We start from the raw sequence: 19,552 nt of genomic DNA on the forward strand, positions 1-19,552 counted from the left end.
ATCGCAAACCGCCCGTAAAGTTAAGATTTGTCGACAATTTCTACGCTTATGCTTTCTTACTAGAGAGAAGTAAGAGCCGATCTCTGTTTTCTGATTAAATGATCTTATGTTGCTGATATAGATCAAGAATTGGTTGTTTTGGGGGGGTAACCGGGCGCAAAAAAAGTATGATGGTGCTGCTTTGAATGAAAATTCTGTTTGTATTTAGTTAAACAGGCGTTTATATATTAACGCTCGTTACTAAACTGTTGGTCGATGAGATTGTTACTCTGACTCTGGAAATAAGTGCCAGTTTAACCCTTACATCGGATCATGCAGGTACAGAATAATAACTATCAGACGTAAAGGATAAGCGTGTGAACTCTCCGATATGGGCCGCGATATCAGGTTGGGAACTTAATGCCGAATTAGAAGGTATGAGTGCACTCAATATAGAGACTCTGTTTACTGCACTGGAGGGCAAGTCGCTTATCTATGATGGTCCTCATAAATCGGTTTTGCTGCACCATTTTACCCGGCTGGTGGCGTCTCAGCCTAATAATCTTCGTAGCCATGTGCAGCGGGTTTATCTTTCTATTCTTTGTCATGACGCGGCAGAGTTAAGTGGTGCAATAAGTGATCTGTTTCAGACTCTGAACGGCCGTGGGCAGGCGTTGCGCAAACGTCTGTTAAATCAGGCGGCTCCCCTGTTGCGCGCTGATGAACTGGCTCTGTTGCGACAAATTGATGAAACCGGTGAGCTGAATCTGCTGTTGAAAATACAGAGTCAGCGCTCGATGTTGTGTAACGGTTGTTACTCTGTAGCCTGATCAAAAACAGACTCTTAGCAATTAAACGATCAAAAAAGGAATGATTGTGGGTATTTCGCAAATAAAACTGAGCAGGAACGCTGCCAATCGTGTAATCCGGGTTGGTATTGCTGGTTTCGAGAGTCAGTCGCGTACTGCGATCAATCTGTTTTTTATGCAGCAGGGTCAACAATACACTCTGGTACCGATGGAACAAGCCGATGTGCTTATCGTCGATATGGAGCATCCGGCGGTTACTCCTGTGCTAGAACAGTACCGTAGCCTGCGTCCGTTAGTCGCAGTTACCGCAACGGAAAATGCTTTTGCAGGTGCTGTAACACTTAAGAAACCGTTGGAAGGCAAGCGCCTGATGAAAGCGATTGGCCAGGCCTGCGAACAATTTGTACCGGCTAACTCAGCAGAAAAAGAGTTGCCTGCTGCGGTTACGAATGGCGGGGAAAAAGCGTTTCAGGAGTATCAGAAGCGTGTTGCAGCCGGCCGTCAGGCTATGGAAGATTATCAGCATAACAGCACAACACGAGAGCAACTGTCATCTAAAGTGCGACAGCGCTTCGTGCTCGAAGATACACCGCAAGTTACGCCAGAAAAGGTCGTTAAGCCCTCTGTGCCTGCTAAGAAGCAGACTAAACAACAAGCTAAGCAACAGGCGGCGAAGCCTGTCGCTGCAAGTAAAGCTAAAACAGTGACCAGGCAAGCAGCTGCTAAAGTTGCTGCCAAGAGCCAATCTCAAGCAGATCTGCCGCAAGAGCGTAAAGCACCAGAAAAGAAACCGCAGGAAATTAAAGCCAGGCTTTCATATCAAATGGTGTATGAATGCTGTGGTAACGCGCCGGATGTCAATATGCATGAGCCGGAGCAGCGCCGCCGAGTGTTTTTTAAAGATAATTCAACCTTACTGGCAGCGCTTAAAGATGCTATCGATGAGGCTCAGAAAACCCAGCAGCCAGTGGAAATAGCAGGCTTGCCGGGCACTCTGGCATTCCTGCCTGGGCCGGGCTGCTTCCTTTTCGATTTTAGCGAAGAGCTATTAGTGCCTCTGGCGCTGACCCGTTTTGGCTATCAGGAGCTGAACCTGAAGAGCCGCCCTGATCTGGATGTCGATCGGCCTAGTATCGCGGGGTCGAAAGTAACAATTGAAGCCTGGGATCAACTGCTGTGGAAGGTCGCTCTGTGGACCTCTAAAGGGCGCCTGAATAAGGCTCTCGATCCTGAAAAACCCTATCGATTGGCAGCGGAACTGGATTTTGATCGTCTGTTGGCGATTCCGCATGCTTCGACTATCAGTAGCCTTTGGGGACGGCATAGTTTGTCTGCTCTGGAAGTGGTTAAAGTGCTTAAAATTAATCAGCGCTATGTATTTTCATTTATGTCGGCAGCCAACTCGTTGGGTGTCTTTAAGTAGTACTTTTAAGTAGTTCAATCAGCGATGCCCCGGTATGGGGTAATCGTAGTGTCAGGATGACATGAAGGATAAGTAGTAGGGAATCGTTGTAAGTATTTTCTGTAGTATATCCAGTGAGGGATTTGTGGGAGATTATAATCAGGATTCAATTCGCTATATTGCGATCACTCCGAGTGGCGCATATTTTGCGACATTGAATTCTACACCTGATGATGCGCGGGCATTATTGTTACAGCTGTTATCTACCGACTTCGCATTGCTATATTCCCTGGAACTGGTAGCCGAACTGGCGGATCTGGACGAAACCCAGGCCATGGGATTGTTCCAGCAACTACTTGATCGGGGGTTTGTAGCGCTGACGGATGCACCACCTGAGATCCCTCGTGGGCCGCTGGAAGAGTTGTTACCGGATATGCTTAAGCAGTTATCCGATTCCGGCAAGTCGTTGCTGGCTGACGATCAGGGCTTCTGCCTTTCTTCGACCGGTTATTCGGCTGAGCAATCTGAGACACTGGCTGCACTGGCTGCCGATCTGATCTCATTGCAGGAACGTCATAAGCAGGTTCTTAATGGTGAGTTGGGGCTGGCAGGTGACTCCTGGGGCATTATGAATGCGGTAGGCCAGAGTCAGATAGGTTGCTGGGTGCTACACATTGGTCATCAGCGTTTCTGTCTGGTGATTTCAGACATGCCAAGACTGAATCAGCAGGCGTTTGCTGCTTTGCTGGGTTGTCTGGCGCGTCGCTATCTTGAATATTAAATTTTTCTGATTAAAAAACAGGGCCCGCCTGACGGGCTCCTTTGCACTTAATAAGGAGTGTTCTATGCGTTCTGAGATGCTTACATCAATTCTGAGTGATCTCAACGGCACATCGGCTGATATCGAAGCCTCTGCGGTTATTTCGACCGACGGTTTAATGATTGCTGCGTTGTTGCCATCAACTATGGATGAAGACCGTGTCGGTGCGATGAGTGCCGCAATGTTGTCTCTGGGTGAGCGTACGTCTAAAGAGCTGACTCGGGGTGATCTTGAGCAGGTGCTGGTTAAAGGTGATGAGGGTTATATCCTGATGACTCATGCGAATCAGGATTCTGTACTGACTGTTGTAGCTAAACCTAATGCCCGTCTGGGTCTGATTTTCCTGGACGTTAAGCGTGCCGCTGAGGCGATCGGTAAGATTCTTTAAATGTGGTTTTAATCAGGTGTCGGTGTTCAGGGATGAATCACACAAACAGGGATGAGGCGGGCTGACGCCTTAACCAATAAGGCTAGAAGTATGTCTGATCAAGACACAGGTGAGACCCGTACCGTCGAGATTAAATATTTCGACGGATCAACGCGTACCGCTGAGATTGTCGACAGAGAGGTTCCCTATCCTGACGGCAAGTTAATCGTATCCCGTACCGACCCGCAGGGTAATATTACCCATGCGAACCAGGCATTTATTGATATGTCCGGTTATACCGAAGAGGAGTTGATCGGTACAAATCACTATATATTGCGTCATCCTGATATGCCTGCGATCGCTTTCAAAGGGTTGTGGGATACTATCGATGCGGGCACTAAATGGCATGGTTATGTTAAAAACCTGCGTAAGGATGGTGCGTATTATTGGGTAAAAGCGACCGTTATTCCGAATATCCGGAACGGTAAATTAGTAGGTTATACCTCGGTTAGACGTAAGCCTTCGCGAAGTAAGATTGCGGAAAGCGAAGCGTTGTACAAAACCCTGTTGGCTGAGGAGTAAGACCATGACTTACAATTTAACGGTTAGCCCTGACTTTGCGCCTGACCACATCTCCGGTTGGTATTTTTTTAACACATGGCTACAGCGTCAGCTTGATACAGGTATTCATCTTGAGCTGTACGATTGCTTCGATGAGCAGCGCAAGGATATCAAGGCGGATAAGTTTGATCTTATTTACGCTAATCCCTACGATGCTTCAATGCTGGTAAGAGAGTTAGGCTTTACCGCTATTGCGCGCCCGGCGGGTAAGTCCGATGAGACGGTTATTGCAGTGAATGCCGATTCGGCATTTCAGACTGTGGAAGACCTGGCCACTGGTAGTCGTGTTGCTACAACAGATGATCCTGATGTGCATACCATGGGGATGATTATGCTGGAATCAGCCGATCTGGATAAGTCCAATGTCGAGCTGAGCGAGCAGGCGAGCTACATAGTCGTCGCTAAAAAATTACTTAACGGTGATGCTGAAGCAGGTTTTTTCCTCAAGGAAGCTTACGATGAGCTGTCGGACCTGATTCGATCAAAAATGCGGGTTCTGGTCAGTAGTCAGATCAGTGTGGTTCATCACTCCTTGCTGGTTGGGCCGCGTATGGCGGATCAGGTGCCTGCGCTGCAGCACTGCCTTCTTTCCATGCAGGACACCGAAAAAGGCAAAGGTGTGCTGGAAAGCATGGACTTTGACGGTTGGGAGCCGATGGACTCGGAGCAGACCGAGTTTATGATCGACCTGATTGATACGCTTATCGATTAAAAACTTAAGTTTTTAATCGAAATAGCTGGATAGAACGCGCCTTAGGGCGCGTTTTTTTATCTGTCACGCTTTGAACCGCTGTGGCTGCTTACAACGTAGTATACATTCCCACTTCACTGCTGATGTATGAAATTCCCAGGTCAGGTCTTCGGTTATTTAGGTTTTTATTTGGCCCGGGGTGTATTCTATTCTGAGTAGCCCAGATTGAATTCGGATGCTGATTCAGCCTGGGTTCTTGCAGAATCAGAGTTAGGCAGGGGAGGTGGGTAATGGCTACTTGGCTTATGTGGGGTCTGCAGGTTATGTCGGCCCTCTTTATATTTTGCATCGGTTTAGTGGTGTTTATAGTTATCTGCCTCTATATACAGGATGTAACTCAGACTAAACAGGCGATCCGGCGCAATTACCCTGTGATAGGCCGTTTTCGTTATCTGTTCGAGAAACAGGGAGAGTTTTTTCGGCAGTATTTCTTTGCTATGGACCGCGAGGAGATGCCTTTCAACCGTGCTGAGCGTAGCTGGGTGTATCGTGCTGCAAAGAATGTAGATCGTATGGTTGCCTTCGGATCTACCCGTAACCTTGATTCGCCAGGCACTATTCTCTTTATGAATTGTGCATTTCCGACGCTTGAAGAGGATGCGGTACCCACCAGTAAGATCACCCTGGGGCCGTTTTGTAAACATCCATATACCACCAGTTCGGTGTTTAATATTTCCGGTATGAGTTACGGCGCGATCTCTAAACCTGCGGTTTTAGCGCTATCCAGGGGGGCGGCGAAGGCCGGTTGCTGGATGAATACCGGGGAGGGAGGGCTGAGTTCTTACCATCTTGAGGGTAATTGTGACATTGTATTTCAGATCGGTACTGCTAAGTACGGAGTACGTGACGAAAATGGACAACTTAGCAATCAGCTGCTGCGTGAGGTTGCCGGGCATCCTCAGGTGAAAATGTTTGAGATCAAGATGAGCCAGGGTGCTAAGCCGGGTAAAGGCGGTATTCTGCCCGCTGCGAAGCTGACCGCAGAGATCGCTGCGATCCGCGGGATTCCGCAGGAGCAGGCATCAATCAGTCCTAACGGGCATCCTGATATCCGGTCACCAGAAGATCTGCTAAACATGATTAATCGAATTCGTGATGTGACCGGTAAACCGGTTGGCTTTAAAGCAGTACTTGGTGATGACAAGTGGCTTGAAAAGTTTCTTGATCTGGTTGTCAGGCGGGGAGAAGAAGAAGCACCGGATTTTATTACTATCGATAGCGCTGACGGCGGCACGGGAGCTGCACCCCAGCCGCTCATGGATTACGTAGGGCTAGCTTTGAAAGAAAGCCTGCCTTTGCTGGTTGATATGTTAATTGAGCGTGGTCTGAAGAAACGTATAAAGGTGATCGCCTCCGGTAAGCTGATTGTGCCATCTAAAGTGGCCTGGGCGTTGGCTTCGGGGGCTGACTTTGTGACCTCTGCGCGCGGTTTTATGTTCTCTCTGGGTTGTATTCAGGCGTTGCAGTGTAATAAAGATACATGTCCCACAGGTATCACCACACATAATCCGCGCCTGCAGCAGGGATTGGATTCAACTGACAAAGCTGAGCGGGTTGGTTGCTATCACAAGTACATTAGTTATGGTGTTGGACTGATTTCCCACTCCTGTGGCGTGAAGGAGCCTCGAAAACTGCGTCGCCATCATGTGAAGATAGTATCTGAAAATGGGCTCTCTATTGCGATGGATAAGCTACATCCTGTGCCGGAAGAAGGCTCACATCCTTTATCCAGAGGGGATACCGACAGGGCTGCAAAGTAGGCATTCTGTAAGGGCTTTACTGGTATGTAGAAAGCGCTTTGGCTTAGTTTTGCCGATTCTTGCATACGTATTGCAGCAGTCTGTAATAACCTTATATGAGGGGGGGAATCAAAATAGCAGTATTTCGTTCATTAATACGACAACACAAACGCTTCAAATCGGTAATAGCTTGCCGTCCGGTAAAGTACAAGGTTCTCAACCTGCTCAGGAAAGACCGTCTTTACGGGGGCAAAGTCAGTTGATCCTACCAATATGAGTTGAAATGATGCGGCTGCTCTGGGTGATGCACTAACTCGTTCCGGTAATACCGATAGGTTCCCTATCCTGACGGCAATTTTGACCATGCAGGACACCGAAAAAGGTATAGGTGTGCTGGTAAGTATGGTCTGAGTGGCCAGGCCGCCGAACAGGTTCTGCTAGTTAGATCGTGCGCAAGCGCCGCTGCTAGTGGCTGGAAGAAGCAAAAAAAACGCGCCGTTGGGCGCGTTTTTATTTGTAATGCCGGAATTTGCGGCGAAAGCTGGCGAGTCCGTTGCGCCCGATCTTTTTTAATGCTTATTTAGACTCGGCACGACCGGTAAATTTACGTTCTTCTACGTTTACTTTAATCCTGTCGCCGGTTGAAATGTGCTCAGGCACTTGTACTGTTAAGCCGGTTGAAAGCAGGGCTGGTTTAGTTCTGGCTGTTGCAGACCCGCCTTTAATTGATGGGTCGGTCTCAACAATCTCGAGTTCAACGGCTGCAGGCAGGTCAAGTGCAACCGGGGCGTCATTGACGAGAATGACATGCAATCCTGGAGTGTTTTCAGTAATGAACAATAACTCATCCGCAATGCTGTCTTTGTTGAGGCTGTATGACGAATAATCTTCGCTGTCCATAAACACATATTCATCGCCATCGGAGTACGAGAACGTCACCGCGCGTCGGATCAGGTCGGCAAGGGTTAACATATCTGAATCTTTATAGGTTTCATCTATCTTGCCGTTGGTTGCAACGTTGTACATGCGCATGCGGTAGAGACTGCCACCTGCGCGGCCTTGTGGCACTGAGCGCTCAATGTCGCGAACAATATAAGCTTCACCGTTAATTTCGATAGCTGCGTTTTTCTTTATTTCACTTGCTTTCGGCATGTTAACTCGCTCTGGGATAGAAGTTCAGAAGTAATATCATTAGCGCTTAGTCTATAGGAAATCGCAAATGGATAGTTAGGATTTCTGCTTCATGATCTGAACTAGTGATATGTATTCGTCCCGTGAGCTCTGCCGATTGGGGTTATACCACCCACACCGTCCTTAAGTGTGGGCTGTTTTAAATGGAAAAAGGTTTTGACTCGGTTATATCAGGTTAATTGATATTCACTTCGCCATGGGTCGAGATAACTGCTTCACCGCCTATACGAACGGTTAGCTGCTCCTCTTCTTTATGGTCAAACTCTACGTTCAGGATACTTTGACGGGAGTCTGAATAGCCGCGTTCTACTGAGTACATATTGGTGCCTTTGCGTGCTTTTTTGTCTGCGCATAAATATGCACTAAACGCTGGTATTACTCCGCCTACTGCTGGGTTGGAGTTGTTGGCGATTTCAGGGCCGATCAGGCGGAAGTGGAAGTCGGCGGTATTAAGTTCTGTTTCAACGCAGAATATTAGTATTTCTTCTACCAGAGAAGAAGCGGCAGAAGTGCGACCCCAGGCTGCGAGATTAAATTTTGCTTGTTTCAGTGCATCTAAGCTACGCAGTGGTACGATCAGGTAGCGGGTATCGGTAGCCACTTGCATCGATTTGTATTTCAGTTGTTCGATATCATTAATGGTTAGCATCAGCATATCGGCAATTTCTGCAATCGTCGGAGTGTAATGATCAACGAAAGGCTGCACTGTCAGAGATACTTGTGAAAAAACAGGCTCTTGCTGTTTTTTATCGACATGGGCTTCGATATAACCGGAATTATGTTCGAATACAAAGGCATCGCATTCGGCAGCAGTGGCGTCCAGTTTTGCCAATACATGTGCAGCAGCGACGGTTGTATGGCTACCGACAGGTACTTCTCCGTGTGGGGTGAAGACTCTCAGTCTGGGCTTATTAACCTCTTCAGATGGATGAACAAATACGGTTTGTAGATGATTCATCTCCTGTGCCAGTTGCAGCATTTTCCGATCTGACAAGCCTGTAGCCTTGGGGAAGACCACTATTGGTGCGCCGCTGAACTTTTTATTGGTAAAAACATCGGTTGTAAAATACTGGTAATCCATCGCTCGGCCCTTGGTTTTATTTCGTAGAAACAGTTCGTCAATACTCTTTATAAAAATCACTATCTTGGTGCACCAGAAAGCAGCACCGCCCGATTTCGAGCAAAAAATAGTCAAAGTTGTAGGAATCATTCACTATTTTGTTACATATGAACAAAGCAAGACCTGTTCCAACTACCGTTTAATGGAGTTAAAGAGCCTTGAGTGCCTGGTTTAGGGCGGGTGGTTGGGCTGCAGGTTTTTGCCGAAAACCGTATGCTGTAGTGCTGGATCGGAGGGTAGCCTCCTGTTGCCAGGCCTCACAATCTTACGGAGTATAAGGTGGCCACCAGGGAATGGGTTAAAGGTTTTTTCAGTTACAACTTGTTGGGCTTCGCTTCTCTCAGGCCGCCTACCATTCTTACAGGGAGCAAACCTGTCATCTGGATATCTATCTGCATAAAGAAGGTTTTTAATGCTTTTTCTAGCCACTAGCAGAAGGCATGCCTTCCGATCTGGCAAGCGGCGAAGCCGCGTTCTGGCAGCTTTTATGTTTTGATACCGCTGCAGTTTTAAGGATATACAACTGTGGCGTTATTCATTCAGTTTGCTCATGAAGAGCCCCGGGGTGATGCCTATTACTGACTTGAACTCCCTAATGAAGTGCGCCTGGTCGTAGTAGCCGCTGATGAGTGCTATGTCACTCAGACTGCTGTTATGGCGTTGCGTGCGGATCAGTTCACGGCTGTTCCTGACCCGTTGCAGTTTGTTGTACTGCTTTGCAGTCATGCCAACTTCGCGTTGAAAGAGCCTCTCCAACTGGCGCTGGCTGATTGAGCATGCTCTGGTCAGTTCTTCAATACTGGCCTGTCCTTTGTGCAGGTTGAGCCAGTTTAGTGGTTGTCTGATATCGATGGCGCTGTTTGTGGTATATCTCAGGCAATCAGATAAATGCTGTTCAATAACTGAAATCCGGTCGATCGTCTGATCCTGATTAGAAGGCTGGTCGAAAAGCTGATCGGCCAGATCGACGGTTGAAAATCGGGTGGCGAAAGAGAGTGGGTCGCTGAGGTGGGAGCGAAGTTCAGCCAGGGGTTGTTCCATGAATGGGTAAGCCATTCCCGGGTGGAAACGTATGCCGATCGCATCAACATCGTTGTATAGGTTCAGTGCGGAAGTCTGCTGTGTCGGGCCACTGAACAGGTAAGGGGTTTTAAATGCTTCGCCATTCAGTGACCAGACAGAGCCAAAATTGAAAACCAGGCCCGCACCGCCATCGGGATGCAGAAAAAAAGTAGGCAGTGCTGTACCACCAGCCGGCCGCTTTATGCTCCAGTAGCTCTGGACATAGGGGCGAAGCAAGCGGCCAGGCTGAAATTGCCTGAAGTTTATCTGTGAAAGCTGTGAAATAGCGTGATGAGGCATGGAGGTTTTTTGCATAGAGTCAAAGTAGCACCTTTTATGCTGGTTGTACTAGCGGCATTGAATGGGTTGTGATCAGGGCAACTACGAATAGTTGCCGCTTGTTAGATAAAGGGTGTTAATCGCTTAATGGCCGCCCGGTTGATAGCTGCCCGGCTCGGAACGGAAGCTAATGGCTAAACGGTTCCAGCTGTTTATTGTGCAAATCACTAATGTCAGGTCGACCATCTGTGATTCGCTGAACTGCTGGTGAGTAGCTTGATACAGATCATCGTCGATATTGTTTTCTGCGATAAGGGTGTTTGCTTCAGCCCATGCCAGCGCGGCGCGTTCCTGCTGAGAATAAAAAGAGGTCTCGCGCCATGCGCAAAGCAGGTGGAGCCGTTGTTCGGTTTCACCGGCAGCTTTAGCTTCCTTGGTATGCATATCGATGCAATAAGCACAGCCGTTTATTTGAGATACCCTCAGTTTGATTAGCGTGATGAGAGTGTTGTTAAGGCTTCCCCGCTCAGCGCAGCTACCAATATATTGTTCAAGGTTTAACATCTGCTGCAGCCCTTGCGGTGCGGCGCTAAAAAAGTCGATACGTTGGCTCATCATATTGCTCCTGATCTGTTTAGGTTGAGCAGTAGATTAGCTGTGTCATTAGTTGGCGTATTGTATCTTTTCGACATGCAGGGCTGTTTTTCGAGCTTAATATTCAACGCTTGACTCATTTATTTATTAGACCAAGGTCTATACCTGAATGGTTCTGATGGGTTATTCTAAAAACGACTATTCAGGAGTAGGTTTAGGTTATTTGGATCTAAAAGATCGGTGGGGCTGTTGCAAGGGCGTTACCGTTTCCCAAAAAGTTACCGAAACTATGTGTTCGAGATAGGTCAGGTTAGTGCTTCTCCTGAGGGGTGAAGGGGCGAGTATTAACCTGACATTATTTTGAGGATTACCAATGAAAACTATCGTTATCGTAGGAGGAGGCGCCGGTGGGCTTGAGCTTGCAACGCGACTCGGGCATAAGCTAGGCAAGAAGAAGCAGGCCAATATTATTCTGGTTGATCGTAACCGTACCCATATCTGGAAGCCGTTGTTGCATGAAGTTGCCACCGGTTCTTTAGACATTAACAGTGATGGTGTTGTCTATCGCGCGCATTCCAGTGCCCATCACTATCAGTTTCAGTTGGGCGCTATGCTCGGTTTAGATAGGCAACAAAAGACTATCAGGTTGCAAGCGTTGAATGACGAGCAGGGCAGGGAATTGCTGCCTGAGCGCGATCTGGCGTATGATACGCTGGTGATGGCGGTGGGAAGTGTGAGTAACGATTTCGGTACGCCCGGCGTTGCCGAACATAGTTACTTCCTTGATTCGCACCAGCAGGCTGAGAACTTTCATCAGGCGCTGCTGAATCAGTTTCTGAAGATCAATCAGCAGTCCTCCGAAGCCGAGTTGCGTCTGGCAATCGTCGGTGGTGGCGCTACCGGGGTTGAATTGGCGGCAGAGCTTAATCATGTGGCTGACCTGTTACAAGTTTACGGTATGCCGGATATGTCGGCTAAACGTCTCAGAATCGATCTGATAGAGGCGGGGCCAAGAATACTGCCAGCGTTGCCGGAGCGTATTGCCGCAGCAGCTAAGCGCGAGCTTAATAAGCTGGGTGTAACTATCCATGAGCGGGTGCGAGTAACCAGTGCCGATGAACATGGCTTTATAGCCAATGAGGGTGAGTTGATCGCAGCAGACCTTAAGGTTTGGGCTGCCGGTGTAAAGGCGCCTGATTTTATTCAGCGGATAGATGCATTTGAAACAAACCGTAATGGCCAGATCGTGGTAAAGCCAAGTTTGCAGAGTACGGTAGATGATGATGTTTTTGTGATCGGTGACTGCTGTTCCTGTGAGCAACCGGATGGAAGTTGGGTCCCGCCGCGGGCGCAATCGGCCCATCAGATGGCGAGTCAGGTGTATAAGAATATTATGCTGGGTCGGCAAGGCAAGTCACTGCAGAGTTATGTTTATAAAGACCACGGTTCGCTGGTTAATCTGAGCCGTTATAGCACTGTGGGAAGTCTGATGGGGAATCTGACCAAGGGCTCGATGTTTGTCGAAGGGCGTCTGGCAAGGTTGGTGTACATCTCTCTCTATCGGATGCATCAGGTGGCGATACACGGTTGGTTGAAAGCCTCGGCGGTGTATTTTGCACAGAAGATCGGCAGTAGTGTTAAGCCTAAGATGAAATTGCACTGATCTATTATTCTTTCATTTATCACGTCCAATAAAAAACCCGGAGCAGGTAACTGTTCCGGGTTTTTTAGTTTAGCTCAAAGCTAAGTATTAAGCGTTAGCCGCTGCCAGTGCTGCGTTCAGGGTAGCGCTAGGGCGCATAACCTTCTTCACATTGTTACGGTCAGCGTGGTAATAACCGCCCAGTTCAGCAGGAGTACCCTGGACTTCACTCAGCTCAGCAAGGATCTTATCCTTGTTTTCAGCCAGTGTTTTAGCCAGAGGAGCAATCTGTGCTGCAAGTTCTGCATCTTCAGTCTGCTCAGCGATCGCTTGTGCCCAGTACAGTCCCAGGTAGAAGTGACTGCCACGGTTATCCAGCTCGCCGGTTTTACGTGATGGAGATTTGTTATTCTCCAGCAGTTTGCCGGTTGCAGCATCAAGTGTTTTAGACAGGATAGCGGCGCGTGGATTGTTCTGTTTGATACCCATGTCTTCCAGCGATACCGCCAGAGCCATGAACTCACCCAGAGAATCCCAGCGCAGGTGGTTCTCTTCTTCAACCTGTTGTACGTGCTTAGGTGCAGAACCGCCGGCGCCTGTTTCGTACATACCGCCGCCTTTCAGCATCGGTACGATGGACAGCATCTTAGCAGATGTGCCCAGCTCCATGATTGGGAACAGGTCGGTCAGGTAGTCACGCAGTACGTTACCGGTTACAGAGATAGTGTCGTTACCATGGAACATACGGTCCATGCTGTAACGGATCGCCTGGTTGTAAGTCTTGATGTAGATTTCCAGACCGTCAGTGTCGTGATCCTGCAGGTAGGTATTAACCTTCTTGATCAGCTGTGAGTCGTGGGCACGTTTGTGATCCAGCCAGAATACTGCAGGCGTGTCGGACTGACGGGCGCGGGTAACCGCCAGCTTAACCCAGTCACGTACCGGCTCATCTTTGGTCTGACATGCACGCCAGATATCGCCTTTCTCAACTTCGTGCTGCATCAGAACGGTACCGTCTGCTGCTACAACACGCATGGTGCCGGCTTCAGTTTCGAAAGTCTTATCGTGAGAACCGTACTCTTCCGCTTTTTTAGCCATCAGGCCGACGTTTGGTACTGTACCCATCGTAGTAGGATCGAACGCACCGTTGGTCTTACAGTAGTTGATCATCTCCTGGTAGATACGGGCGTAAGTGCTTTCCGGCATTACCGCTTTAGTATCTTTTGGCTTGCCGTCAGGACCCCACATCTTACCGCCGTTACGGATCATGGCAGGCATAGAAGCATCGACGATTACGTCAGAAGGAACGTGCAGGTTGGTGATGCCTTTAACGGAATCTACCATCGCCATTTCCGGACGGTGCTCGTGGCAGGCGTGGATCGCTTCTTCGATCTCTTCGCGCTTAGAGCGTGGCAGGCTGGCGATCTTGTCGTAAACGCTACCGATACCGTTGTTCGGGTTTACGCCCAGCTTGTCAAACAGTTCACCGTACTGCTCAAACAGCTCTTTGTAGAATACGGTAACCGCGTGACCGAAAACGATCGGGTGGGAAACCTTCATCATGGTCGCTTTAACGTGCAGGGACCACATTACGCCGGTTTCTTTAGCGTCATTCATGGATTCTTCAAAGAACTCACGGAGTTCCTTGCAGCTCATGCGCATGCTGTCCAGAATCTCGCCTTTTTCCAGAGGCAGTTCTTTCTTTACTTCAACGTTGCCTGCCTGATCGACGAACTCAATGCGAACATTTCCAGCTTCTTCAGTAGTGATTGACTGTTCACTGGAGAAGAAGTCACCGCCGCGCATGTAATCGGCGTGGGTGCGGGAAGCTTTGCTCCACTTACCCATTGAATGTGGGAATTTACGTACAAAGGCTTTAACTGCGCCTGGTGCACGACGATCAGAGTTGCCTTCACGCAGAACAGGGTTTACTGCGCTACCAAGGATCTTACCGTAACGATTCTGAATCTCAGTGTCGGATTCTGACTGAGGTGCTTCTGGGTAGTCAGGGATATCATAGCCCTGAGCTTGCAATTCAGCGATACAGGCTTTCAGCTGCGGAATAGATGCAGAGATGTTTGGCAGCTTGATGATGTTTGCACTTGGGTCCTGGGTCAGTTTGCCGAGGAAGGCAAGGCCGTCATCTGCTTTCTGGTCGTCTTTCAGATTATCGGGGAATGTGGACAGTATCCGACTTGCCAGAGAGATGTCACTAATCTTAACGTCGATGCCTGCAGCAGCAGTAAATGTTCTTACAATAGGTAGCAGAGAACAGGTTGCCAGAGAAGGTGCTTCGTCGGTAAGGGTGTAGTAAATCGTTTGATTATTTGTAGTCATTGTATCCCCTTTTGTTTCGGCTGGTAGCCAGAGGCTTAAGAAAGACAACTTGTGATTGTCTTATACACGAGAGTTTAAGCCTTTGGATTATTTTTTCCGCGCGCATATTATACGTTAAAAAACTACCAATACTGAAGTGCAATAGCGCTGCTACCGGGGAATTATCGACTAAATGATAGTATGGTTGTAGTTTTACAACGCTGGTGCAGCAAAGCCTTTCTATTATGGAAATAAAAAAGGGACCTGAAGAGGCCCCTTTTTATAGATGGATATCTGATCAGCGGTTAGCCAGTACCGGCTTCAGCTTCTCATTCATCTCGAGCAAGGTCTTTTCGGTGCTTTCCCAGTCGATGCAGGCATCGGTAATAGAAACTCCGTACTGCAGGTCTTCAGGGTTTTCGGTCATCTTCTGGTTGCCCCAGCCCAGATTACTTTCCACCATCAGGCCGACAATAGACTTGTTGCCATCGATAATCTGGTTGGTCACGTTTTCCATAACCAGCGGCTGCAGTGCAGGATCTTTGTTAGAGTTAGCGTGGCTGCAGTCGATCATGATGTTCTTGGTCAGACCAGCTTTGTCCAGTTCCTGTTCGCACAGGGTAACGTTGACTGAATCGTAGTTTGGCTTACCGTTACCGCCACGCAGTACTACGTGGCCGTATTTATTGCCTTTTGTCTTAACGATAGAGCACTGGCCCTCTTCGTTAATACCCAAAAAGTTGTGTGGATGAGACACAGATTCCAGCGCGTTAATAGCAACAGTAAGACCGCCATCAGTACCGTTCTTGAAGCCAACGGCACCAGACAGGCCGCTGGACATCTCGCGGTGGGTCTGTGATTCAGTGGTGCGGGCACCGATCGCCGACCATGAGATCAGATCATGCATGTATTGTGGTGAGATCGGATCCAACGCTTCAGTGGCCAGTGGCAGGCCTGCTTCGGAGAGTTGCAACAGCAATTCACGGCCGATATGCAGACCTTCTTCGATCTCAAAAGAGTCGTTCATGTGCGGATCGTTGATCAGGCCTTTCCAGCCAACCGTCGTACGGGGCTTCTCAAAATAGACGCGCATAACCAGATAGAGAGTGTCTTGTACTTTGGCGGAAAGCTCTTTCAGACGCTGGCCATATTCGATAGCGGCTTTAGTATCGTGAATAGAGCATGGGCCAACGACAACAAACAGACGCTTGTCTTCGCCCTTCAGAATATTTTTGATGACCTGGCGACCATCCATAACGGCTGCAGCGGCTGCTTCACTCAGAGGCAGTTTGGCTTTCAGCTGGTCCGGTGTTACCAGTACTGTATTACTCTCAATATTGAGGTTTTCGACTCGTTTATCAGACATCGTTCTTTCCTATAGCGTCTGCGACAGATGCTTGCCGGAACGCCGTTAGCGCGTAGTTATATATAAAGTTACATAAAGGACATCCTTTTTAACACATATACCGGGCAGGGTTAAGTGCTGCTGTGCAGCATGAGGTGATACAATCGTCGTAAATCGATTGACTGCACATGGTATAAAAGGTTATTGGCTTATTCTAATAAGTTTTATAGCGTTGAATTTTGCTAACAGATCGAACTCCGGGGCCGTTATGATGTCAATTGGCTCACAGATCTGACTTATAAATTAAGGGCTTACAGTGTTCGTAACATATAAGAACTCCATTATCAGCTATTTTGCGACGCTCTTGTCGCTGCTATTAATAACCCTTTCGCCAGTTGCGCAGGCCGGGTTGTTTGATAATGCTAATCCATTCAGTTCCGGTGATGGCCCGGTTGATGTTGAACAGGCCTTTGTTTTTGAATATGAACAGCCGACGCCGGGGCAGCTGAAACTTATCTGGCAAGTGAAGGACGGATATTACCTGTACCGCGATAAGATCCAGCTGAGTGAGAGTGATCAGCTGACAGAGTCAGGACGTCAGTATTCGCCATCCAAACCTAAGGACGATCCACTGTTTGGTCAGGTCGAGGTTTATTACAACCAGGCGCTGGTTGATATTAATTTCTCGAGCAGTAGTGACAAGGCGGTTGATGAGCAACTGACGGTCACTTACCAGGGCTGCTGGGATGGCGGTATCTGTTACCCTCCGGTGACTAAGCAGATCAACCTGGCGGCGGTGCCTCCGGCCGGAAGTGTGACGATAGTGCCAGCTGTTGTTGATTCCACCGATGTTGATACAACTACGCCGACCAATGCTGGCGGCAGTTCAGTTACGCGTGATCAGCCAATCGTCAGCGAGCAGGACCAGTTTGCCCGGATGTTATCTTCAAGCAGTGTGTTACTGACTCTGGGGGCATTTTTTGTGGCGGGTTTAGCGTTAGCGCTGACCCCCTGTGTCTTTCCTATGATTCCGATTCTTTCCAGTATCATTGCAGGGCAGGGGCACAGAGTGACCGCGGGCCATGGTTTTTTCCTCTCTCTGGTTTATGTGCTGGCGGTTTCGGTTACCTATACCATTGCCGGTGTGATCGCCGGCCTATTCGGTGAAAACCTGCAGGCGGCTTTCCAGAACGCCTGGATTATCGGCTTCTTCAGTTTGATCTTTGTTTTGCTTTCGCTTTCTATGTTCGGTTTTTACGACTTGCAGCTACCAAACAGTTGGCAGAGCCGCCTGAATAAGATGAGCAACCATCAGAAAGGCGGCACCCTGATGGGGGTTGCGGTGATGGGCTTCCTGTCAGCGCTGATTGTTGGACCTTGTATGGCAGCACCATTAGCTGGGGCTTTGATCTATATCGGTCAGACCGGTGATCCGCTACTAGGTGGCGCGGCACTGTTCAGTCTCAGCCTGGGTATGGGCGTGCCACTGCTTATTGTCGGTGCCTCTGCGGGTAAATTACTGCCAAAAGCTGGCGGCTGGATGGATAGCGTCAAAGCCGGTTTTGGTGTGATGATGCTATTGCTGGCGGTGTGGATGCTTGATCGGGTTATTGCAGACAATGTTGCACTGCTGCTGTATGCGGTGATTCTGTTGGTAGCCTCTGTACATATGAAAGCGCTGGATCGTTTGAAAGATGGAGCGTCCGGCTGGAGTTTCTTTTGGAAAGGCATTGGCGTGGTGTTAATGCTGTATGGCGGTACGCTGTTTATTGGTGGCCTGACCGGCGGCAAGAGTTTGCTAACCCCGTTGCAGGGGGTGACTGCCAGTTCCGGTGTGCAGGCTGCTGCAGATAAAATGTCTTTCATTACGGTGACCCGGCAGCAGGAGCTTGATCAGTATCTGGCCAACGCTACGGCCAAAGGTCAGCCGGTGATGCTGGATTTCTATGCTGACTGGTGTATCTCCTGTGTTGAGCTTGATCTGGTTACCTTTGCTGATAGTGGCGTTCAACAGTCGTTGCAGGATTTTCTACGCATTAAAGTCGATGTTACTGCGAATGATAAAGAGTCGAAGCTGCTGAACAAAAACTACAGTGTAATCGGGCCGCCGGCCCTGATCTTCTTCGATAAGACTGGCCAGCTGAAGCCGGATATGACACTGATCGGCGTCATCGATCCTCAGGTTTTTGTTAAACATGTCGCTATATTAAACCGCTAGGGAGTTTTGGTTGTGCAGCGGCTGTAGCTGTCTGATGATCCTCCCTGAAAATAAGATAATTCATGGAGGATGTTATGTATAAGAACCTGTTTGCTGTAACTGCGTTGTTAATTGGCTTGTCAGGCAGTGCCCTGGCTGTTGATCCGGATAGCGGCAAAGAGTTGTACGATGAGGTGCAGATAGAACGCACTTATCAGGGGGAGCATCGTACGGATATAACCTGTGAAACTTGCCACGATACCGCCTTTTACGAGCGTTCCGATCGTAAGGTAACCACTTACGCCAAGCTGGAAGCCCAGGTTGAGGGATGCAATACTAACCTGGATGTTGGCTGGTTCCCGGAAGATGTCGCCGACGTGGCGGTATATATGAACCAAGAGTTTTATAAGTTTACTGTGCCTGCCGAGTGATTTGTAGGTTGGTCTGAGCGGAGCGATGCCCAACAACAGTCTTATGTAATGCTGGGTTTCGTTGCACTCAAACCAACCTACGGCCCTCCTGACTGTGGGAGGCACGCCCTCGTGCCGATACTGTCGCTCTCACAAATACAAAAAAGGCCTCTTAAAAGAGGCCTTTTTTATGTCTGTCGTTTTAAGCAAAAGTCATTTCTGGCACGTGATCCGGAACAATCAGCTTGCCTTCAGTCTTTTCGATGATCTCTTCCACAGAAACGCCGGGAGCGCGTTCGATCAGGTGGAATGCGCCATCTTTGATTTCCAGATAGGCCAGATCGGTCAGTACCTTCTTGATGCAGCCCTGGCCGGTCAGTGGCAGGGAGCAATTAGTCAGCAACTTAGACTCGCCATGCTTAGATGCATGGGTCATGGTAACGATGATATTGTCAGCGCCGGCAACCAGATCCATCGCGCCGCCCATGCCTTTGATCAGCTTGCCAGGGATCATCCAGGAAGCGATGTTACCGTTAACGTCGCATTCGAATGCGCCCAGTACGGTCAGGTCGACGTGACCACCACGGATCATGGCGAAAGACTCAGCAGATGAGAAGATAGATGCGCCGGTGACGGCGGTTACTGTCTGCTTACCGGCGTTGATCATATCAGCGTCGATCTCATCTTCAGTCGGGAATTGACCCATACCCAGCAGGCCGTTTTCAGACTGCAACATCACTTCCATACCTTCAGGAATGAAGTTAGCGACCAGGGTAGGGATACCGATACCCAGATTTACATAAAAACCATCTTGCAGTTCGCGGGCAACACGTTGTGCCATCTGTTCACGAGAGAGTGACATAATTTTCCTCATCTCCATATCGGGTGCGCAGTAGGGCGCAGCCATT

General features: G+C 48.8%; 17 protein-coding genes. 10 read left to right on the top strand and 7 right to left on the bottom strand.

What is annotated here, in order from left to right:
• Positions 1 to 356: 356 nt before the first annotated feature.
• From ACQUQM_RS05475 to ACQUQM_RS05505, 7 genes are all read left to right on the top strand, one after another.
• A complete protein-coding gene (locus ACQUQM_RS05475) occupies positions 357 to 809 on the top strand; it encodes a hypothetical protein (RefSeq protein ID WP_432473478.1) in 453 nt (150 codons plus the stop codon).
• Between the two features lie 46 nt (positions 810 to 855).
• Complete coding sequence (locus ACQUQM_RS05480) at positions 856 to 2,211, top strand: hypothetical protein (RefSeq protein WP_432473479.1); 1,356 nt, start codon at positions 856 to 858, stop codon at positions 2,209 to 2,211.
• A gap of 124 nt (positions 2,212 to 2,335) precedes the next feature.
• A complete protein-coding gene (locus ACQUQM_RS05485) occupies positions 2,336 to 2,971 on the top strand; it encodes a hypothetical protein (protein ID WP_432473480.1) in 636 nt (211 codons plus the stop codon).
• 64 nt (positions 2,972 to 3,035) lie between these two features.
• Positions 3,036 to 3,398 (top strand): roadblock/LC7 domain-containing protein, encoded by a 363-nt coding sequence (locus ACQUQM_RS05490; RefSeq protein ID WP_432473481.1) that lies wholly within the window; start codon positions 3,036 to 3,038, stop codon positions 3,396 to 3,398.
• A 90-nt stretch (positions 3,399 to 3,488) separates the two neighbouring features.
• On the top strand, positions 3,489 to 3,959 hold the full coding sequence (locus ACQUQM_RS05495) for a PAS domain-containing protein (protein ID WP_432473482.1): 471 nt from the start codon (positions 3,489 to 3,491) through the stop codon (positions 3,957 to 3,959).
• Between the two features lie 4 nt (positions 3,960 to 3,963).
• Entirely contained in the window at positions 3,964 to 4,710 is a 747-nt protein-coding gene (locus ACQUQM_RS05500) for a phosphate/phosphite/phosphonate ABC transporter substrate-binding protein (protein ID WP_432473483.1), read from the top strand.
• A 269-nt stretch (positions 4,711 to 4,979) separates the two neighbouring features.
• Complete coding sequence (locus ACQUQM_RS05505; protein ID WP_432473484.1) at positions 4,980 to 6,509, top strand: FMN-binding glutamate synthase family protein; 1,530 nt, start codon at positions 4,980 to 4,982, stop codon at positions 6,507 to 6,509.
• 555 nt (positions 6,510 to 7,064) lie between these two features.
• Here ACQUQM_RS05505 and efpL read toward each other — a convergent pair.
• The 4 genes from efpL to ACQUQM_RS05525 all read right to left on the bottom strand — a co-directional run bounded on the left by efpL (position 7,065) and on the right by ACQUQM_RS05525 (position 10,758).
• Positions 7,065 to 7,640, bottom strand: coding sequence for an elongation factor P-like protein EfpL (efpL, locus tag ACQUQM_RS05510; RefSeq protein ID WP_432473485.1), 576 nt, complete (start codon positions 7,638 to 7,640; stop codon positions 7,065 to 7,067).
• Between the two features lie 214 nt (positions 7,641 to 7,854).
• Complete coding sequence (locus ACQUQM_RS05515) at positions 7,855 to 8,760, bottom strand: PhzF family phenazine biosynthesis protein (protein ID WP_432473486.1); 906 nt, start codon at positions 8,758 to 8,760, stop codon at positions 7,855 to 7,857.
• 570 nt (positions 8,761 to 9,330) lie between these two features.
• Complete coding sequence (locus tag ACQUQM_RS05520; RefSeq protein ID WP_432473487.1) at positions 9,331 to 10,176, bottom strand: helix-turn-helix domain-containing protein; 846 nt, start codon at positions 10,174 to 10,176, stop codon at positions 9,331 to 9,333.
• Between the two features lie 108 nt (positions 10,177 to 10,284).
• Positions 10,285 to 10,758, bottom strand: a complete 474-nt coding sequence (locus ACQUQM_RS05525; protein WP_432473488.1) for a carboxymuconolactone decarboxylase family protein — start codon at positions 10,756 to 10,758, stop codon at positions 10,285 to 10,287.
• A 349-nt stretch (positions 10,759 to 11,107) separates the two neighbouring features.
• On the opposite strand from ACQUQM_RS05525, the gene ACQUQM_RS05530 reads away from it, so the two are divergent.
• Positions 11,108 to 12,397 carry an NAD(P)/FAD-dependent oxidoreductase gene (locus ACQUQM_RS05530; RefSeq protein ID WP_432473489.1) on the top strand — a complete coding sequence of 430 codons (1,290 nt, stop codon included), beginning with the start codon at positions 11,108 to 11,110 and terminating at the stop codon, positions 12,395 to 12,397.
• A gap of 87 nt (positions 12,398 to 12,484) precedes the next feature.
• On the opposite strand, the gene ACQUQM_RS05535 is transcribed toward ACQUQM_RS05530, so the two are convergent.
• Together ACQUQM_RS05535 and ACQUQM_RS05540 are read right to left on the bottom strand one after the other, a co-directional pair.
• Positions 12,485 to 14,713: an NADP-dependent isocitrate dehydrogenase gene (locus ACQUQM_RS05535; protein WP_432473490.1), complete on the bottom strand. Its 2,229-nt coding sequence runs from the start codon at positions 14,711 to 14,713 to the stop codon at positions 12,485 to 12,487.
• 277 nt (positions 14,714 to 14,990) lie between these two features.
• Positions 14,991 to 16,058, bottom strand: coding sequence for a 3-deoxy-7-phosphoheptulonate synthase (locus ACQUQM_RS05540; RefSeq protein ID WP_432473491.1), 1,068 nt, complete (start codon positions 16,056 to 16,058; stop codon positions 14,991 to 14,993).
• A gap of 295 nt (positions 16,059 to 16,353) precedes the next feature.
• On the opposite strand from ACQUQM_RS05540, the gene dsbD reads away from it, so the two are divergent.
• Positions 16,354 to 18,255 (top strand): protein-disulfide reductase DsbD, encoded by a 1,902-nt coding sequence (gene dsbD / locus ACQUQM_RS05545; RefSeq protein ID WP_432473492.1) that lies wholly within the window; start codon positions 16,354 to 16,356, stop codon positions 18,253 to 18,255.
• 74 nt (positions 18,256 to 18,329) lie between these two features.
• Complete coding sequence (locus tag ACQUQM_RS05550; RefSeq protein ID WP_432473493.1) at positions 18,330 to 18,665, top strand: hypothetical protein; 336 nt, start codon at positions 18,330 to 18,332, stop codon at positions 18,663 to 18,665.
• 181 nt (positions 18,666 to 18,846) lie between these two features.
• Here the strand turns inward: ACQUQM_RS05550 and ACQUQM_RS05555 are convergent, their stop codons facing one another.
• A complete protein-coding gene (locus ACQUQM_RS05555; protein WP_432473494.1) occupies positions 18,847 to 19,506 on the bottom strand; it encodes a CoA transferase subunit B in 660 nt (219 codons plus the stop codon).
• Positions 19,507 to 19,552: the final 46 nt, after the last annotated feature.

The sequence above is a fragment of the Amphritea sp. HPY genome, from assembly GCF_050870985.1.
Taxonomy (GTDB): domain Bacteria; phylum Pseudomonadota; class Gammaproteobacteria; order Pseudomonadales; family Balneatricaceae; genus Amphritea.